The sequence below is a fragment of the Algoriphagus sp. genome (assembly GCF_013373065.1).
In the GTDB taxonomy this organism is placed as follows: Bacteria; Bacteroidota; Bacteroidia; order Cytophagales; family Cyclobacteriaceae; genus Algoriphagus.
Map to the genome: position 1 here is coordinate 59,831 of NZ_JABXIN010000005.1, position 16,771 is coordinate 76,601.

Below are 16,771 nucleotides of genomic sequence, written 5' to 3' on the forward strand. Positions count from 1 at the left end.
CTATGAAAAAATCCTTTTTACCTAGTTTTTTCACGCTGGATTTTTTCTTGCTCTGTCTGAGCTCCTTTTTATTTTTTTCTTCCTTCAACATGATTATTCCGGAACTCCCCTCTTATCTGTCGTCCCTTGGCGGGGAAGACTACAAAGGATTAATCATCTCACTTTTCACCTTGTCAGCTGGATTATCTCGCCCATTTTCAGGGAAATTGGCTGATAAAATTGGGAGAATTCCAGTAATGATATTTGGAGCGACTGTTTGCTTTATATCGGGTCTTTTATATCCCATTTTAAGTTTTGTTGGCGGATTTTTATTTCTACGATTTATCCATGGATTTTCGACTGGATTTACTCCTACCGGAACTTCAGCCTATGTTGCTGATATTGTTCCTTTTTACAGCCGAGGAGAAGCCATGGGAATACAGTCTCTTTTTGGTTCTTTAGGAATGGCCGCCGGTCCAGCGATTGGAGGTTGGATTGCCACATTTTGGCCAATCGAATACCTTTTTTATGCATCTGCGTTTACGGCCATATTTTCCATTTTGATATTAATTCGCCTGAAAGAAACAGTATCAGAACCAGAGCGATTCAGCTTTCATCATTTCCGACTTAAGAAAGATGAAATCATAGAAAAACGAGTTCTATTACCTTCCCTTATCCTTTTTTTCTCAGTATTCTCTTTTGGTGCCGTCTTGACCATTATCCCTGATTTCAGTGAGCATTTAGGCATAGAAAACAAAGGCTTATTCTTTGCGATTTTCACTTTATCCTCCCTAGGAATAAGACTCGTAGCAGGAAGAGCTTCGGATCGTTATGGGCGAGTTCCCGTATTACGAATGGCTGCTTTCTTGATGATTTTAGCCATGTTAACCATTGCTTTGGCCGACAGTAAATGGATGCTATTTGTGGCAGGAATATTATTTGGTTCGGCTGTAGGAATGAACAGCCCTACAACTGCAGCTTGGGTAATTGATTTGTCTTTAGATGCTTATCGAGGAAGGGCTTTGGCAACTATGTACATATTTTTGGAGGGTGGAATTGGTTTAGGAGCGATATTTTCAAGCCTTATATACGGGAACAATTCCAATAATTTCCCCCGGGTATTCATCTTTTGCGCCTCCATGGCAGGTTTGGCTCTAGTGATGCTACTTTTTACCAAGCAGGCAAACTATAAATCCTCATAAGATTAATGAGAAAAAACCAGCAAAAATCCAGGGTACCCACCCTTTTTAATTAATCAGTTCTTTCACCTACAGAAGGGTATAAAGAGTTGCTTAACTCAGGACTTGGGTTTAATTGATTTTTCCATTTTTCCGAACCCGGAGCTAAAAAGAGATACTGAAGCCTACCTTTCCAACTCGGGATTTTTGGCAATTGATTAAAAATACTTTTGTATTCATGAAGCAAAATATCTAATGGATTGTGAGAATAGATATTGTCCGTAATACCATAAATAGGTTTTTCAGTTTCAGGCAGATAAGTCCCAAAAATGTGATCAAAAACTATCAAAATCCCCCCAAGATTTTTATCCAAATATTGAGGATTACTTCCATGATGTACTCTATGGTTGGATGGAGTATTAAAAATATAATCCAACCATCCCAGCTTTTTCACCCTTTCAGTATGAATCATTACACTCCATAAATAAGAAACAGATTCATGTAGTAAGATAATCAGAGGTGGTATTCCGATTAAACACAGTGGTGTCCAAAATAGAAATCGATATAATGCATGAAAAAGATTTACCCGTATACCTACTGAAAAATTAAAATGTAACGAAGAATGATGGGTAACGTGAGCGGCCCAGAAAAACCTGGATTTATGGCCCAAAAGATGGCACAAATACATGATAAAATCACAGGCAATAAACCCAAAAACCCACATCCCAATACTTAACTCCGGCTTAAAAAAAGAGAAATTATACACCAAAGAATAAAGCCCAAAAGCAATTCCTTTCATTATTAAACCAACTGGCAAAATCATTAGAGCCACAGAAAAATTGGCCATCATATCTTTCAGAAGATCTTCACCTAATTTTTTTCTCCAGGCAAAGACAAATTCCAAAAAAATAAGAATGATCAATAAGACAGTTCCAACATTATCGAGACTGAACATAGCAATGTGGTTTTCATCCTACCCATATTCAAAAATTACAAAAAGTTTAAAAGAAAATCATCCGTTTTAAAAAAGTCGTGGGAAAATTTCCAATTATCACAAAAAAGAGGCTTTCGCCCCTTTTATTAATTCCCTAAGTAATCAGAAGTCCGAGGAATAGCTAAAATCTTACGCTGCCTTCCATTGTAATAGGTAACTTTCTCTCCATCAAAAAACGCTCCCTCCTCTAGCATAATTCGCACATCCTTCTTCCACTCTTCTACATACACAACCGCATTGAGTTCGATAGCATAACCCGTATTGGCATAAAGAGGATGATCTCCTGCTCCCGGTGTATCTCCCTGATTATCCCACATTCCAATTGTAGGGCCGGCAGAATGACCATAAGACCCAAGCGGATGTGTGTAAATACTTCCTCTGATTCCTTCCTTTTCCATTTGAGAACGAGCTGCCCGAAGAATCTCATTTCCAGTTCTGCCAGTTACATAGTTATCTGTCAAAATATCCTGCAAACGATTCCCCACTTCAAAAGCCTTTTGCAGATATGCCGGCACTTCTGTTTCGCCTCGTTTTAGGACATAAGCCAACTCCTGTGTATCGGTATTCAAGCGGAGATAGGTAATACCAAAATCAATATGCAGCAAATCTCCCGGCATGATCGTCATTTCCGAAGGTCTCGAAAAAAAAGATCGCGTTGCCCCATCTGAATCCGGATCAGGACGTTGGATATCTACGGTTGGGTGAAACCAAGTGTCAAGCTTCATTTCCTTGATTTTTTCCCGATACCACCATACTACATCTTCCGTAGTGGTTTTTCCTGGAGTAATGACACGGGCAGAAAGCCCCTCTTGAATAATATAATGTGCCAATTCTTGGATATGCCGGTAGGTAGCCATCTCCGATGATGTTCGTGTTTCCAACCACCGAACGGCCAATGTCTGTGCTGAAACTACCTGATCTTGGAATGCCTCAGGCAAGTAGGCCATGAAATCCTCATACTCTGAGTGAGTTAATCCATCGGCATGACCATAGTCCTTTGCCATATTCAAGCCGATTTTCTTTGGATTTTTTTCAGAAATCAACTCCATCAATGCCTTCCATTGGTTAGGTTGATTTTCAGGATCCCAAGCTCTTTTAAATGCTTTTCCTACATCATATCGCGCAATAGCATAGGTTTCCACTTTTGCATTCGGCTGGGGTTGGTACATAACCAAAATAGTACGTCTTCGGGCGGCCATCCAGGTTGCGGGTAATAAAGTTCGAATTACTGGATCCTCATTGTATTCTCGCGAAATCACCACCCACATATCTATGCCCGTTTCTGTCATCAGATTAGGCAAAACGATTTCAATACGTTCATCCAGCCAGGAATCTATCAATTCTGCCTGGGCTTTAAGAGGCAAAACTGCCGGCTCCTGCGCATGGCTAGGATTAAAAGACAAGAGAATGACTGATAAAAACAAAAAGTATTGCTTCATGATGGGAGAAATTAGGTTTTAAATTTTCATCAGAAAAATAGAAAAAACATTTCAGACCTTTCCCAACTGAATTGCTTTTTGACTCAATTTGTAAAACCGATAAAAGAGCAGGGCTGCTGTTAAAGTAAGTCCAATCAATAGACCATACCAAATTCCTCTTTCTGCATATCCCCATTCGAAAGCCAATAAATACCCCAAGGGAAGACCGATTATCCAATATGCAATAAAAGTCAGCCAAGTGGGAAAGCGAACATCTTCCATTCCCCTTAGCACTCCCAAGCCAACAACTTGAACACCATCTGATAATTGAAACATTCCTGCAATTACCAAAAGAACCGCTGAAGTGGCAATGACATCCGGATCATCTATATAGAGCGTAGGAAGAAAATTTTTCAGGCTAATAAATAGAATGGCCGAAGTACTCATAATCATCAAAACCATCGCAAATACCATCATTCCTGCTTCCCGCATGGTCTTGTAATCATTCCTTCCAATTTGATTACTTACCCGAACCATTCCCGCAGTGCCCAAACCTGCTGCCATCATATAGCTTATGGAAGCCAAATTAATAGCAATCTGATGACTGGCAAGCGCTGTAACACCCAACCAACCCATCATAATAGCTGCCGAACCAAAGGCACTAACCTCGAATATAAATTGGAATCCTGTGGGAATACCAATTTTCAAAATCCGAGTAATCATGGGAAAACTGATTTTTTTTAAACCCAGACTTAAATTGAATTGCCGATAGCGTTTGGACCCCAAAACATAGGCTCCCATCAATAGGGCCATTAATACCCGGGAAATTAGAGTTGCCCATCCTGCTCCCATCAATCCCATTTCCGGAAAACCCAATTTTCCAAAAATCAATACCCAGTTTAAAAACACATTGACCAAATTGGAAAAAATGGTCACATACATAGCCTGCCGGGTTTGACTTAATCCTTCTGCAAACTGCTTAAAAGCCTGAAAAACCATAAATGGCAGCATTGAGGCACTGATTACAAAAAGATAAGGAATAGCAGCATCAACGACCTCCTGAGGCTGATCAAGTGCCGATAAACCCGAAGAAAGCCCCAAAACAATAAAGGTTAGAATCAAGGCTGTAAATAGGTTGATCCACAGTCCATGACGTAGCAATTGACCAATTCTCTTGACTTTTCCCTTTCCTTCGGCTATGGAAACCAAAGGTGTAATCCCCATAGAAACCCCCATTCCGAACATCATCAAGACGAAAAAAATTGAATTTGCTAATGAGGCGGCTGCCAGTGGCAAAGCACCCAATTGCCCGACCATCATGCTATCTGCCACACCAACCATCACTTGCCCCAATTGACTTAAAATGACAGGATAGGCAAGTTGAAAAGTAATTGAAAAATGCTCCCTTATTTTCATTCCAAATAGCCTAAGATTCTTGCAGCTTTTAAGATTCCGGCAATACTAATTCCATCTGTAATTTTTCCTTCCATTACCCAATTCAAAGCTTCTTGGAAAGGCAATTTCTTTATCTGTAGGACTTCAGTCTCTTCAAACTCCGGTTCTTCTTGCGTTAATTCTTCCGCAAGGAAAACAAAACCTTCTTCGTCTGTCACAGAATTGGAAGTATGGATTTTCATGATTTCGGTCCAACGTGAAGCAATTAAACCCGTCTCCTCTTTCAATTCACGTTGTGCGCTTTGAAGGATGTCCTGACCAATAGGGCCTCCTCCCATGGGGATTTCCCAAGAATAAGCCTCAAGGGTATAACGATATTGACCAACCAACCAAGTATTCCCCTCTGAATCAATGGGAATAATACCCAAAGCTTTATTTTTAAAATGAACCTTCCCATAAATTCCAGGATTACCAGCTGGATTTAGAATATCATGTTCTTCCAATTTAATCCAGGGATTCTCGTATAGAGGCTTGATTTTAAGGGTTTTCCAAGGATTTTCCATAGCATAAAAAAAGGGTGACTTACGCCACCCCTCCAATTATTTTTTCCAATTCAATTAAGCGGGAATAGGCAATACTTTTGAATCCTTAAAGGTAGAAAGAATGACCATGGATTGCATGGAATCTACCTCCTTGATTTCTGATACTTTTTCAAGCATTAATTTCTGATATGCCGTGATATCTTTTGCGATGATTTTAAGAATGAAATCGCCTGTACCCGTAATGTGATGACATTCAATGACTTCCGGAATCCCGTTAATTTCCTTCATGAAGGCATCAATGTTTGCTTTGTTATGACCAATTAGACTTACCAATACAAAAGTACTAACTCCCAATCCAATTTTCTCTGGATCAAGTTTAGCATGGTAACTCTTGATAATGCCTGACTGCTCCAATTTCTTTACACGCTCCAAGGTCGGAGCTGGAGATAAACCAATATCCTTTGAAAGTTGGGCGTTGGTTATCTTTGCATTGGCCTGAAGAATCTCAAGGATTTTTCGGTCAATTTTGTCAAACTTGATTCGGATACTATTATCTATGTTCTCTTGCATATACAAAATATAATATGGTGCAAATTTATAATATTTACTGAAAGTTTTAAACCGCTTAAAACTTTTTAGATGACAAAAATCGAAATTTTATTCAATTTTCGGTCGATTTTGGCAAAGAAATAATTCAAATCCTTCAATCATTTAAGAAATTTTCAAATTTTCTCTTGTCTCAAATCAAAAAAACGTAAACTCTTGAGTTAAAGTTTATTCTTTTTGATAAAATCTCTCGCTGCCTGATGGGCGGGGTGTTTACGCTTTGCGTATTTCTTTACCTTCTTAAAATATTCTTTGGCTAGCTTATTTTGACCTTCCTCTAATGCAATTTGTCCTAATTGAACCAATGCATGGAGGTAATATCCACTTTCTTGGGATTCTGATTCTTCTCCGTACGAAATGGTTTTCAAATAATAATATTTGGCTTTATCCCGATTTCCAATTCGTTCCTCAAATTGACCCAAGTAAAATGCCGCATGTCGGCCACTATTGGATTCGTATCCCTCCCAACCTTCATCAATTCGTTTTAAGATTTCCTCAGACTCTTCTACAGCCTCGACCCATCTCCCCACAGTATATAAATGCCGGGCATAAGAGCGATGGAAATAAGGGTTATTGGGGAATTTCTCGTGCAAATAAGAAGATATCCGGAGTGCTTCATAGGGCTTTTTTTCCTCAGATGCATAAAGCCTGAATAAAAAATACATAGCCTCTATCCGAGTATAAAAGGCATTACTAGCAACCTCCTCTAATTGTTGTAAGCCCAATTCCTTGTTCCCTTTTGGAAATAGGGCCAAGACAGGTTTTAGCAATGGATAGTTTTCAGGAATCCACTCGGCAAAATAATTAAACAAGGCATCTCCAAGAAGTAACTCAGGGTTGAATTCCTCTTCTCCTCGACTGAGTTCCATGTATTTTAGCGCGTTTTTTCCTGCCCACGCTGCCTTCGTCCAACTTTTTCGCTCGGCTAATAATCTTCCTTTAAAACCATAACCTGCCGCTAAAAAAAAGGCCGCCTCCTTATTTGTAGGATCCAAGTCATAGAGCGTTTCTGCTTTTTCATTGGCCCTATCTAAATAACCCAAGAATAAATCATCGTATTTTTCATTGGTTACATCTATCTCAATTCTCCACCAGTAACCTAAAGCCATCAAAAATTCCGGCAAGGGGTGCTCTGGATATTGATAAGCAATAACCCGAAAATCCCGTTCAGCTGTTTCAAAATCAAAATTGTACATGCTGTTGATGGATTTCGTAATCCGGTATTGTAATCCACGATCCAAAAGTAAATAAGGAGATACGTTGGCCTCATACAGGCTATCTGCTGGAGGCGACTGGGCCAAAGATATTTCCGTAGAAATCCCCATGGTACCAAGAATCCATAGCCAAAACAACATTTGAAATTTTCCCCTCATGGATGCAAAATTACCTCTAAAACTGATAAATATGCTATCTTTCCACATACTCTTCTATTACCATGGCATTACCTTCAAGTCGATTATCACAACGAATTCAAGAGCTCCTAGATTTTGACAAACGACTTTATTTTTTGCTTTTGGTTTTATTGTTTGTACTCATTCGCTTTTTAACAAACACGTTAATCGTTGAAGCAATTCCAGATTCACAAAATTTAAAGAAATCCGGAGCCCTGACCTTTTTCTATATTTTTAACACACTGGAATATATATGGACTCCTTTTGCCCTTTTGTGGAAATTTACGGTCATATCTTTTCTAATATGGGTGGGAGCATTTGCGCTGGGCTATAAGGTTCCTTACAAAGAACTCTGGGAATTCGCTTTGGTTGCCGAGATTGTTTTTCTACTTCCTGAATTAGTTCGTTTTTTGATTTATTTAAATCCCGATACATCTATCACCTACCTCGAAATCCAAGAAAATAGACCTCTGTCGCTTTTGAGTTTTATAGGCTATGAACAGGTAGAAGAACGTCTCCGCTACCCATTTGGAACTTTTAATTTCTTTGAATTAATCTATGGTGCGGTATGGGTATTAGGATTTCATAGTATCAGCAGAAGAAGTATACAGGAGTCCGTTTGGGTCATTCTGCTATCCTACTTCCTACCCTTGCTCATCTGGGTCACTTGGTATGCGATGGTTTATCGCTAATTTTCTTAGAATTCCCAGCGCATCGCTTGGAACAATACTTCACATGCTCCCAATTTCGCTCCCATTTTTTTCGCCAAGAAAATGGCCTATTGCATACGGGACAAATTTTTTGTGGTAAAAACTGCTTTTTCATATCAAGCCCATCGATTTGGCAACGTATGTTTAGAAAGAATTCGTTCAGCCTCCTTTTTTACTGCTGGCATTTTCTGAGCCCCCCAAACCCGATCTCTAGCCTCTTTCGCAGCTTTTTCCAAATCAATAATTGGAAAAGGATAGTCCACGCCTAAGCGTAATCCAAATTCCTCAAGTTCCAAGGGAGCTATTTTCCATGGTTCATGAATCAATTTCCCTGGAACTTTGGATAATTCAGGAACCCATTTTTTAATAAAAACTCCTTCGGGATCATGATCTTGCGATTGCTTTACTGGGTTATAAATCCGAACAGTATTTATACCAGTAACTCCGGCCTGCATCTGAATTTGTGGATAGTGAATTCCCGGTTCGAAATCCAAGAAAATCCGACCCAAATGGTTAGCGGCACTTATCCAATTTTGTTTTAGATGATGTGTCAAAAAAGAAACCAACATGGCTCGCATGCGAAAATTAAGGTACCCTGTCTGAATCAAACAACGCATACAAGCATCTACCAAAGGAAAACCTGTTTGTCCTGTTTCCCAGGCTTTGATGAAAGCTTCATTCGGGGAAGTATAAAAATCCAGGAAACCCCTATTGATCGGCTCATACTCCATCCGGCACTCCATTTCAAATTTCTGAATAAAGTGACAATGCCAGCGAAGTCGGGATTGAAAATTTGTAAAGTTTCGAGCTTGGCCACTTTCTTTCTTTTTATCCTCTGAAGCTTGATACACTTGTCTTATTGAAAGGCAACCCCAAGCTAAATAAGGTGAAAGTCGGCTACAACCTGTTCGGCTCAATTCAGGTTTACTGATGTGCCGATTGTAATTTTTCACTCTATGGTCTAGAAAGCTTCGCAAGTATCTCCACCCTAATCGCTCCCCTCCTTTTTGCATATAGGCATTGGAAGTTTTCCAATCCTCTGGAATCGGTTGATTGGGAAAGGAAGCAAAAAGCTCTTGGGGTAGTGAAAAAAAGGGTATCCCTGCTAATGGAATTTGAGCTATGGATTCCTTTGCGTAAGCAAACCAAGCTTCTCGCCAGCCTTTTCGGTTTCTTCTACCCCTTTGGACTCCTTGTTGCGAATATTCACACAAGGGAATCATTGCGTTTCGTAAAAAAGCCGACACTTTCTTGTCACGTTCAAAGGTGATTCCTATGCCCGTTTCTTTGTGGGAATAAAGTCCCTGGATCTCAAAATGTTTTCTCAAAAATTCGAAAACCTCCAAAACCTCGGCATGGAAAATTGCGATGCCTGCCTGATAAGGCTTTAATTGTTCCTGTAAATCCATCAAGCTCTCCCATACAAATCGCCAATGACGAAGATCACTTTGAGGTGCTGCAATCAAAGAAGGCTCAAATACAAAAAGGACTAGTACAGGATGTCCAGCTTTAGAAGCATAATATAATGGAGGATGATCATGAAGTCGAAGATCCCTCTTTAGCCAAACAATAGAAATTTTTTGCACATAAATTAAACCACGAGGCGAAAAGATGGTTTTTTCAACATGAAGAAAAATAGGACGTTTTCTGAGGAAGAATTAGACCGAATCATTGAAATGGCATGGGAGGACCGGACTCCTTTTGACGCAATTGAACGGCAATTTGGCGTCAATGAATCTGAGGTGATTCAACTAATGCGAAAAAATATGAAAGCAAGTAGCTTCAGAATGTGGAGAGAAAGGGTTCAAGGAAGAAGTACAAAACATTCCAAAAAATCCGGTATTCAAATGGAGCGATTTAAATGTACTCGGCAGCGGTCAATCAGCAACAACAAAATTTCAAAAAGATAAAAAAAGCGGGCCTAGACCCGCTTTTAATTTTTTAAACTACTTCAAATGGCCAACTCATTATTCCGCGGGCCATATTTTTACAATTGGTAAAACCCATATCGGCCATAATCTCACAAGCTTGACCACTTCGGTTTCCGCTTCGACAATAAACCAAATAAGTTTTATCCTTTGGAAGGTTTTTAATTTGGTCCACAAAATTTCGGGACATGATATCAATGTTTCTAGCTCCACGAAGTTTACCTGATGAAAACTCACCAGGAGTACGCACATCTAGAATTACTGTGTCTTTTTGAAGCATCAAATCATGGAATTCTCCAACAGAGATATCTTCGTAGTTTTTAGGTTTTGATTTAAAGAAGTCAAACATGGTTGTTACATTTCAATTTTTAATACAGCCTCAAAAATACAGCCTTCAATAGGCCTTTGGCAGTAATTAAAATCACATAATTAGGCTTTTGCGAATTTTTTCCGAATAGAAATAATACTTAACCGAACCAAAAGAACCCAAGGGAATCCATGAAAAACCAAATCCCCCCAATCAATTAACTTCATACCAACAGCACCTCCCATCACCCATCGGACTTTCCCAAAGAAGTGAGGTTCCGGGAAAAACGGAGCTAAACCCAAGGTCATGGTTAGGATTAAAACGGTTCCCCAATTATTAAGTGGGTTTGTTGGTCTTACTTCTTTTTGCGTAGCCATGGATAAGTGATTTGAGACCAGAAGGTCTTTGGAAACTCTTCAATTTTTTCGAAACCTAGTGGTTCATCTCGTCCTTCATTAGGAATGTAAGCCGTGCCAAATAAATAATCCCAAAGGCTCAACGAAATCCCAAAGTTTACACCATGACTCCCTTCTGGCAAATGTTTGGCATGATGCCACAAATGCATGATGGGATTATTCAGGATATATTTAAAAGGTCCGTATGAAAGCTTCACATTGGCGTGATTCAAATGGCCAATAGCAATGGTGAAAATATGCAGGATAAAGAAATCATCAAGACCAAAACCAATCATTGCTAGCGGAATGTATTGAATTGATTTATAGACAATTGTCTCCATCCAATGATAGCGAAGATGGGCAGCAAAACCCATTTGCTCTACAGAATGGTGAACCTTATGAAACTCCCATAGCCAAGGGACATGATGCAATAGTCTATGAGTATTCCATTGAATGAAATCGGCTACCAAAAACATCAATAGAAACTGCGTCCAAGTTGGCCAGGTAGCTACTTCAATAGCCACAAGGTTAGTAACTCCAAAGAGCCCCAAGAAATCATTGAACGCCTCTACCACCACATTGCTCAAGGAATTGTATACAATCAGCGAAAAGAGGAAGAAGTTAAAAAACATGTAAAAGGCATCCAGCCAAAAATCCTTTCGGAAAATTGGCTGGTTTTTCCTCCATGGAAATACTATTTCTAGAAGCCAAACCACAAGGGAAAGGCCTACTAACCAATAGAAGTAATTATGCCAAGAAGGATATAGAATCTCACTTTTTAGATAATTCCAATATCCGTAGTAACCGTCAAGAAAAATTTTAAAATACTTTTCCAACATTTTGATTTACAAACTCAATAATTCTTTGCCAATGATATAAATTCCCATAATCAATACAAACCAACCAAATCCTTTCTTCAAGGCTTTATCATTGATCTTTTTGGACAGGGTACTACCGATGAATATCCCGATAACAGATAGCCCGGTAAATATCAACAGCATTTGCCAGTCGATGGTTTGGTTTCCCAAATCACCCAAGAATCCGATAAGGGATTTAGCTGCGATGATCAACAAAGATGTTCCTACTGCAAGCTTCATCGGAAGTCGAGCCAATAAAACCAAGGCTGGGATAATTAAGAATCCTCCTCCTGCACCAACAATTCCGGTAATGACACCTACAACAGATCCTTCCAATGCAATCATTGGAATATTGAATTTTACTTCTCCATTTTCTTCTTCCTCTGACCCTTTCTTTTTGCCTTTGATCATCGAGTAAGAAGCTGCCAACATGATAATGGCGAAAAACACCATGATTCCGACATTCTTTGTTATTTCCATTTCTCCAATTGAAAACAATGGGTCAGGAAGCCAAGGAACTAGAAATTTTCGGGTTAGGAATACCGCAATAAAAGATGGAATAGCAAATACAATTGCTGTTTTGTAATCCACCAATCCCTGACGCATGTAATTTCCTGCCCCGACTAAGGAAGTGGTACCAACCACAAATAGTGAATAGGCAGTTGCCAACACCGGATCTATATTTAAAATATATACCAATACAGGTACGGTCAGAATAGATCCACCGCCTCCAATTAGTCCAAGACTAACTCCGATAAGGATAGCAGCTAAATAACCTAAAATAATTATGATGTCCATAGTTCTAGAATTTTCTAATTAAGTAACAAAAGTAAGACACCCCCTACGGCAGCAGCAGTAACAAATGTTACATTACCTACCCTATCCTTATTTGCCAAATACTGGACAGCTAGAATAAAAATCCAAACACATCAAACTAAAGGAAGGGAATGAATTTTGGCGACTTACATGCATCAATTTCCGACATTAGATCATGATAAGCGGGTTGTTTTTATCTCTTTCCAAATTGATTTTTCTCATGTTTCTAGGGATAAATCCTTCTTATCTTAGGTAAAAAATAAACCGAAATGAGAATTCTGATTCCTTTGGATTTTTCCAATAATTCAAAAAAAGCATTGGAGTATGCCTTGGGTTTGTTTCAAGACACCCAAAATTCATTTGTCCTCAGTCATGTCATCGAAATGGTCTATGACTTTGCTTCACAGACGGCTATTGCAATTGATGGCATGCACTCAAGTGCCAAGAAACACTTAGCCGAGCTTGTCAGGTCCTACGAATCTCCTCATGCAACTTTTGAAACGGAGATATTGGAAGGAACTCCTTCCATCCAGCTAGCACGATTGGCCCTAGAAAAGAAAGTTGATTTAATAATTATGGGAACCCATGGAATCAGCGGTTTAAAAAAAGTGCTGGTAGGCTCTACGGCAGTCAATGTTCTTAAAGAATCTTCCACCCCGGTGATGTTGGTCCCAGAAGAAGCCTCTCTATCCAGTGTTCGAAAGATTACCTTAGGTATAGAACTAGCCAACCATGAAGAACAAATGATTGAAAAGGTAGCAACCTGGTCGAAACTATGGGATATGGATTTACAGTTGATCCATGTTTCAAAGTCCGACAGTTTTGTCGAAAAACTTTCAATGCTTGGACTGGAAAAATACCTTCAAGAAAAATTAGGATACCTTCCTAAAATACATTCTCAAACTTCCTCAGATGTGATTCAAGGATTACAGGAATTTTTAAAGAAACATCCTGATACCATGCTTGCAATGTGCCATTCTCAGAGAAGCCTTTGGGATCAATTTTTTGCAAAAGGAAAATCATTTGAAATGGCCTATCAGACACATAACCCTCTTTTGGTGATGCTCTGAATTATTTGCTGATCAACTCTTCAAAATCGTCTCTAATGTAGATCACATTGCGGCCAAGCTCAATCCATTTCTTTTTCTCGAGCTGCTTCAAAAGTCGTGAAATTACCTCTCTTGAGGTTCCCAACTCATTGGCGATTTCTTGATGGGTGGTATTGAGTTCGTTTGTTTTATGTTGTTTCATTTTGGTGACGATGTAGCGCATCAAGCGTTCATCCATCCGTTTGAAGGCAACTGCATCAAGTGCCACGAGCATTTCATGAAAGCGGCTTTGGTAGGTTTCGGACACAAAATCTTTCCATTGCTTAAACTCATCAGTCAGTTGTTCATGAAGAGAAACAGGGATTGCGATGATAGTCGTAGGTTCCTCTACTACAGCTTTTATCTCACTTGGTCTTGCAGCTGAACAACATGTCAAAGAAAGCGCACAGGTTTCACCCGCGTCCAAATAATACAAGAAAAGTTCCTTTCCATCTTCATCCATCCGCATCACTTTAATTGAGCCTTCCAGAACAATAGGAACCATCTTGACAAATTTCCCTGGCTCCATCAGTACTTTACCAGGCTCCAAATTCATCACCTGTCCTTTTTCCAAAAGTGTCTCAAGAAGTCTTGGATCTGTAAATTCGGGAAGGTATGTTTTTAATTCTTCTGTAGTCATCTGTAATGCGCTAATAGAGTAAGTATAGTGTTCAGTTTAGAAAAAAGATGTTCTGGTAACAAAAATATAATTCTAGATCAAATTTAGGCCATTTTTCCTAATGTGATAAAAATCACATAAGACCTAAGGTTCCAGAAATCAGTAACATCCCTTTAGTTTTTTCACAAATTAGATGAAATCATTCAATAAGGTGACGAATGTCACTAAATTAAGTGGAGGATATTTATACCTTTTCTTTATCAAAATAACCTTTTGCTATGAAACATTATCAGATTGTAATCATCGGTGGAGGTACCGCCGGTATCACAGTGGCAGCCCAACTTAAACTAAAAGATAAAAATCTTCAGATTGCCCTAATTGAACCTTCCGACAAGCATTATTATCAACCTGCATGGACTTTGGTAGGAGCTGGAACATTTGATTTTAAAGACACCGAACGAAATGAAGGGGATTATATTCCCAAAGGTGTTGAATGGATTAAAGACAAAGCAACTGGAATTGATCCTCATAAAAACCAGGTTGATACAGCTTCATCTGGAAAAGTGAAATATGATTATTTGATTGTGGCACCCGGCTTGGTGATGGCTCCTGAATTAATTCCTGGATTAAAAGAAGCCATGGACAAAGGGGTAGTTTGCTCCAATTACACAGATCCTGAGCATACATGGGAAGTTCTTAAAAATTTCAAAGGCGGAAATGCGATTTTCACCCAACCAACCACGCCAATTAAATGTGGAGGTGCACCTCAGAAAATTATGTATTTGGCCGAAGACTATTTCCGCAAGCACGGGATTAGAGACAAAGTTAATGTTGCATTCTATACTCCTGGAACCATTATTTTCGGTGTTCCGGATTTTGCAAAAACATTAAATAAAATCATCCACGATCGTAATATCCACTTCAAGCCATTTATGGCTCCCGTACGAATCGATGCGAAAAATCAGGACATCTATTTTAAATATATCAAGCCCGAGGAGGAATATTCCATTCCTGAAAACAATCCAATGGGTGAAGAATTAGATGATTCAAAAGAAATCAAAGTTCATTTCGATATGTTGCATTTGGCACCCCCTCAGGCGGCGCCTAAATTCATCCAAGAGTCTGAAATTTCCATTCAGGAAGGCCCTGGAAAAGGCTGGGTAGATGTAGACATCCACTCATTACAACACTCTCGTTTTCCAAATATTTTCGCATTAGGTGACGTTGCACATTTACCAACTGCGAAAACCGGAGCAGCCATCCGTAAACAGGCCCCTGTTGTTGTAGAAAACCTTTTGGGATTAATCAAGTCCAAAGAAGTTGGGCATGCATCCTATTCAGGATACTCTTCCTGTCCATTGGTAACCAGATATGGAAAAATGGTTTTGGCAGAATTTAAATATGACAATGTGAGAGACTCCGATCCAATGATTTCAAAATTTGTGGATACTTCTAAGGAGCAATACAGTATGTGGCTGTTGAAAAAATACGGTCTACCGTTCATGTATTGGAATCTCATGCTTCGAGGAAAGGCCTAAGGCAACACCCGAAAGAACGAAAGGAAAAGCCCGAATAAATTCGGGCTTTTTTTATAACCAAAACATTATTTTTAAGTTTAATCGATTGTAAACCAATACCATATACAGTGAAGAAGATTCTTCTAACCACTTCGCTTTTTTTGATCTTGGCACTTTTACCTATGGCATGCAGTGATTTCTGTGGAAATCCCTGTTGCTGTGGTCCTGTATTCGAAGTAAATGATTTTCGAATCCAATCATTTGAAACCATTTCCCTAACAACTTAAGGGCAGCAGGTAAGCCCAAACACCACACTTCCTTATATTTTCATTACCAAGTCATTTCGCATAAAAGATATTGTAACCCTCACGGAGCGAACTCCTAGTTCAATTGCTCCTTTTGGTACAGCATACGCATGTAGCCCTCCTTCTCCCCAATCAAAGAAGTAGAACTAGGAAATGGAGAAATATTAAAAGTCGGTCAGGATCTGAGTGATTACTTTGAGATTAATCGATTTTTTACTGAACAAACCAGACCTATTCCTGAATTTTTTGAAACTCCACTCCCCTTATTTTTGGAAGACTTATTCAAATTGGTTTGGATTAAGGATCCCGGCAAGGAAGTTTAGCTTCAATTTAGCATTCGAATTCTCATGGAAAATGGTCTAGATTTCAACCTTTCCAATGAAATCTAGAGTATTCGCTCCGCAAACTGATTTAAATCACCAAAAATCTTTCGAATTTTTACTTAGATTCATTCCAAATAGTATATTTTTGCACCACAAAGGAGATAGCCAAATTCTTCATGACAGCTGACCAACTATCCATTTCTGATTCGGCCACTATCGAATTACTTCAAGATTCTCCCTTGAAAGTGAATTTGATGGAATTAGGTTTTCTTCCTGGAAAGAAAATTACATTAAAGCACATAGCCCCTGCCAATGGCCCAATGGCTTTCCGACTTGATGAAACCCTACTTGCTTTAAGAAAAGAAGAAGCAGCGGTAATTCAGGTCAAAATCATTCAATAATT

General features: G+C 39.1%; 19 protein-coding genes. 6 read left to right on the forward strand and 13 right to left on the reverse strand.

Annotation, left to right across the window (positions count from 1 at the left end; all coding sequences use genetic code 11):
* Positions 1-2 precede the first annotated feature (2 nt).
* Positions 3-1,181 (forward strand): MFS transporter, encoded by a 1,179-nt coding sequence (locus HWE15_RS04650; protein ID WP_290506342.1) that lies wholly within the window; start codon positions 3-5, stop codon positions 1,179-1,181.
* A gap of 49 nt (positions 1,182-1,230) precedes the next feature.
* Here the strand turns inward: HWE15_RS04650 and HWE15_RS04655 are convergent, their stop codons facing one another.
* The 6 genes from HWE15_RS04655 to HWE15_RS04680 form a co-directional block, all read right to left on the reverse strand.
* Positions 1,231-2,112: a sterol desaturase family protein gene (locus tag HWE15_RS04655; RefSeq protein WP_290506343.1), complete on the reverse strand. Its 882-nt coding sequence runs from the start codon at positions 2,110-2,112 to the stop codon at positions 1,231-1,233.
* Between the two features lie 125 nt (positions 2,113-2,237).
* Positions 2,238-3,590 carry a M24 family metallopeptidase gene (locus tag HWE15_RS04660; protein ID WP_290506344.1) on the reverse strand — a complete coding sequence of 451 codons (1,353 nt, stop codon included), beginning with the start codon at positions 3,588-3,590 and terminating at the stop codon, positions 2,238-2,240.
* A 51-nt stretch (positions 3,591-3,641) separates the two neighbouring features.
* On the reverse strand, positions 3,642-4,985 hold the full coding sequence (locus HWE15_RS04665) for an MATE family efflux transporter (protein ID WP_290506345.1): 1,344 nt from the start codon (positions 4,983-4,985) through the stop codon (positions 3,642-3,644).
* Positions 4,982-5,527: an NUDIX hydrolase gene (locus HWE15_RS04670; RefSeq protein ID WP_290506346.1), complete on the reverse strand. Its 546-nt coding sequence runs from the start codon at positions 5,525-5,527 to the stop codon at positions 4,982-4,984. The genes HWE15_RS04665 and HWE15_RS04670 overlap by 4 nt, the downstream gene beginning before the upstream one ends.
* Before the next feature lie 54 nt (positions 5,528-5,581).
* Positions 5,582-6,064, reverse strand: a complete 483-nt coding sequence (locus HWE15_RS04675) for an Lrp/AsnC family transcriptional regulator (RefSeq protein ID WP_290506411.1) — start codon at positions 6,062-6,064, stop codon at positions 5,582-5,584.
* A 209-nt stretch (positions 6,065-6,273) separates the two neighbouring features.
* Positions 6,274-7,437: a tol-pal system protein YbgF gene (locus HWE15_RS04680; RefSeq protein WP_290506412.1), complete on the reverse strand. Its 1,164-nt coding sequence runs from the start codon at positions 7,435-7,437 to the stop codon at positions 6,274-6,276.
* Between the two features lie 110 nt (positions 7,438-7,547).
* On the opposite strand from HWE15_RS04680, the gene HWE15_RS04685 reads away from it, so the two are divergent.
* Entirely contained in the window at positions 7,548-8,195 is a 648-nt protein-coding gene (locus tag HWE15_RS04685; protein ID WP_290506347.1) for a sulfate ABC transporter permease, read from the forward strand.
* Here HWE15_RS04685 and HWE15_RS04690 read toward each other — a convergent pair.
* A complete protein-coding gene (locus tag HWE15_RS04690; RefSeq protein ID WP_290506348.1) occupies positions 8,167-8,328 on the reverse strand; it encodes a DUF2256 domain-containing protein in 162 nt (53 codons plus the stop codon). The genes HWE15_RS04685 and HWE15_RS04690 overlap by 29 nt on opposite strands.
* 1 nt (position 8,329) lies before the next feature.
* On the reverse strand, positions 8,330-9,799 hold the full coding sequence (locus tag HWE15_RS04695) for a deoxyribodipyrimidine photo-lyase (protein ID WP_290506349.1): 1,470 nt from the start codon (positions 9,797-9,799) through the stop codon (positions 8,330-8,332).
* Between the two features lie 39 nt (positions 9,800-9,838).
* On the opposite strand from HWE15_RS04695, the gene HWE15_RS04700 reads away from it, so the two are divergent.
* A complete protein-coding gene (locus HWE15_RS04700) occupies positions 9,839-10,123 on the forward strand; it encodes a TIGR03643 family protein (protein ID WP_290506350.1) in 285 nt (94 codons plus the stop codon).
* 31 nt (positions 10,124-10,154) lie between these two features.
* Here the strand turns inward: HWE15_RS04700 and HWE15_RS04705 are convergent, their stop codons facing one another.
* From HWE15_RS04705 to HWE15_RS04720, 4 genes are all read right to left on the reverse strand, one after another.
* The gene (locus HWE15_RS04705) at positions 10,155-10,490 is read right to left on the reverse strand and encodes a rhodanese-like domain-containing protein (RefSeq protein WP_290506351.1); all 336 of its coding nucleotides are present in this window, start codon (positions 10,488-10,490) and stop codon (positions 10,155-10,157) included.
* A gap of 80 nt (positions 10,491-10,570) precedes the next feature.
* Complete coding sequence (locus HWE15_RS04710; protein ID WP_290506352.1) at positions 10,571-10,825, reverse strand: hypothetical protein; 255 nt, start codon at positions 10,823-10,825, stop codon at positions 10,571-10,573.
* Positions 10,804-11,679, reverse strand: a complete 876-nt coding sequence (locus tag HWE15_RS04715) for a sterol desaturase family protein (protein WP_290506413.1) — start codon at positions 11,677-11,679, stop codon at positions 10,804-10,806. Before HWE15_RS04715 ends, HWE15_RS04710 begins: the two co-directional genes overlap by 22 nt.
* Before the next feature lie 9 nt (positions 11,680-11,688).
* Entirely contained in the window at positions 11,689-12,498 is an 810-nt protein-coding gene (locus HWE15_RS04720; RefSeq protein ID WP_290506353.1) for a sulfite exporter TauE/SafE family protein, read from the reverse strand.
* A gap of 287 nt (positions 12,499-12,785) precedes the next feature.
* Here HWE15_RS04720 and HWE15_RS04725 point away from each other — a divergent pair, with 287 nt between their 5' ends.
* A complete protein-coding gene (locus tag HWE15_RS04725) occupies positions 12,786-13,586 on the forward strand; it encodes a universal stress protein (RefSeq protein WP_290506354.1) in 801 nt (266 codons plus the stop codon).
* Between the two features lies 1 nt (position 13,587).
* Here the strand turns inward: HWE15_RS04725 and HWE15_RS04730 are convergent, their stop codons facing one another.
* Positions 13,588-14,244, reverse strand: a complete 657-nt coding sequence (locus HWE15_RS04730; RefSeq protein WP_290506355.1) for a Crp/Fnr family transcriptional regulator — start codon at positions 14,242-14,244, stop codon at positions 13,588-13,590.
* 257 nt (positions 14,245-14,501) lie between these two features.
* Between HWE15_RS04730 and HWE15_RS04735 the strand changes: the two genes are divergently transcribed.
* Positions 14,502-15,761, forward strand: a complete 1,260-nt coding sequence (locus HWE15_RS04735) for an FAD/NAD(P)-binding oxidoreductase (protein WP_290506356.1) — start codon at positions 14,502-14,504, stop codon at positions 15,759-15,761.
* Between the two features lie 783 nt (positions 15,762-16,544).
* The gene (locus HWE15_RS04740) at positions 16,545-16,769 is read left to right on the forward strand and encodes a FeoA family protein (RefSeq protein ID WP_290506357.1); all 225 of its coding nucleotides are present in this window, start codon (positions 16,545-16,547) and stop codon (positions 16,767-16,769) included.
* The last annotated feature ends 2 nt before the right edge of the window (positions 16,770-16,771 follow it).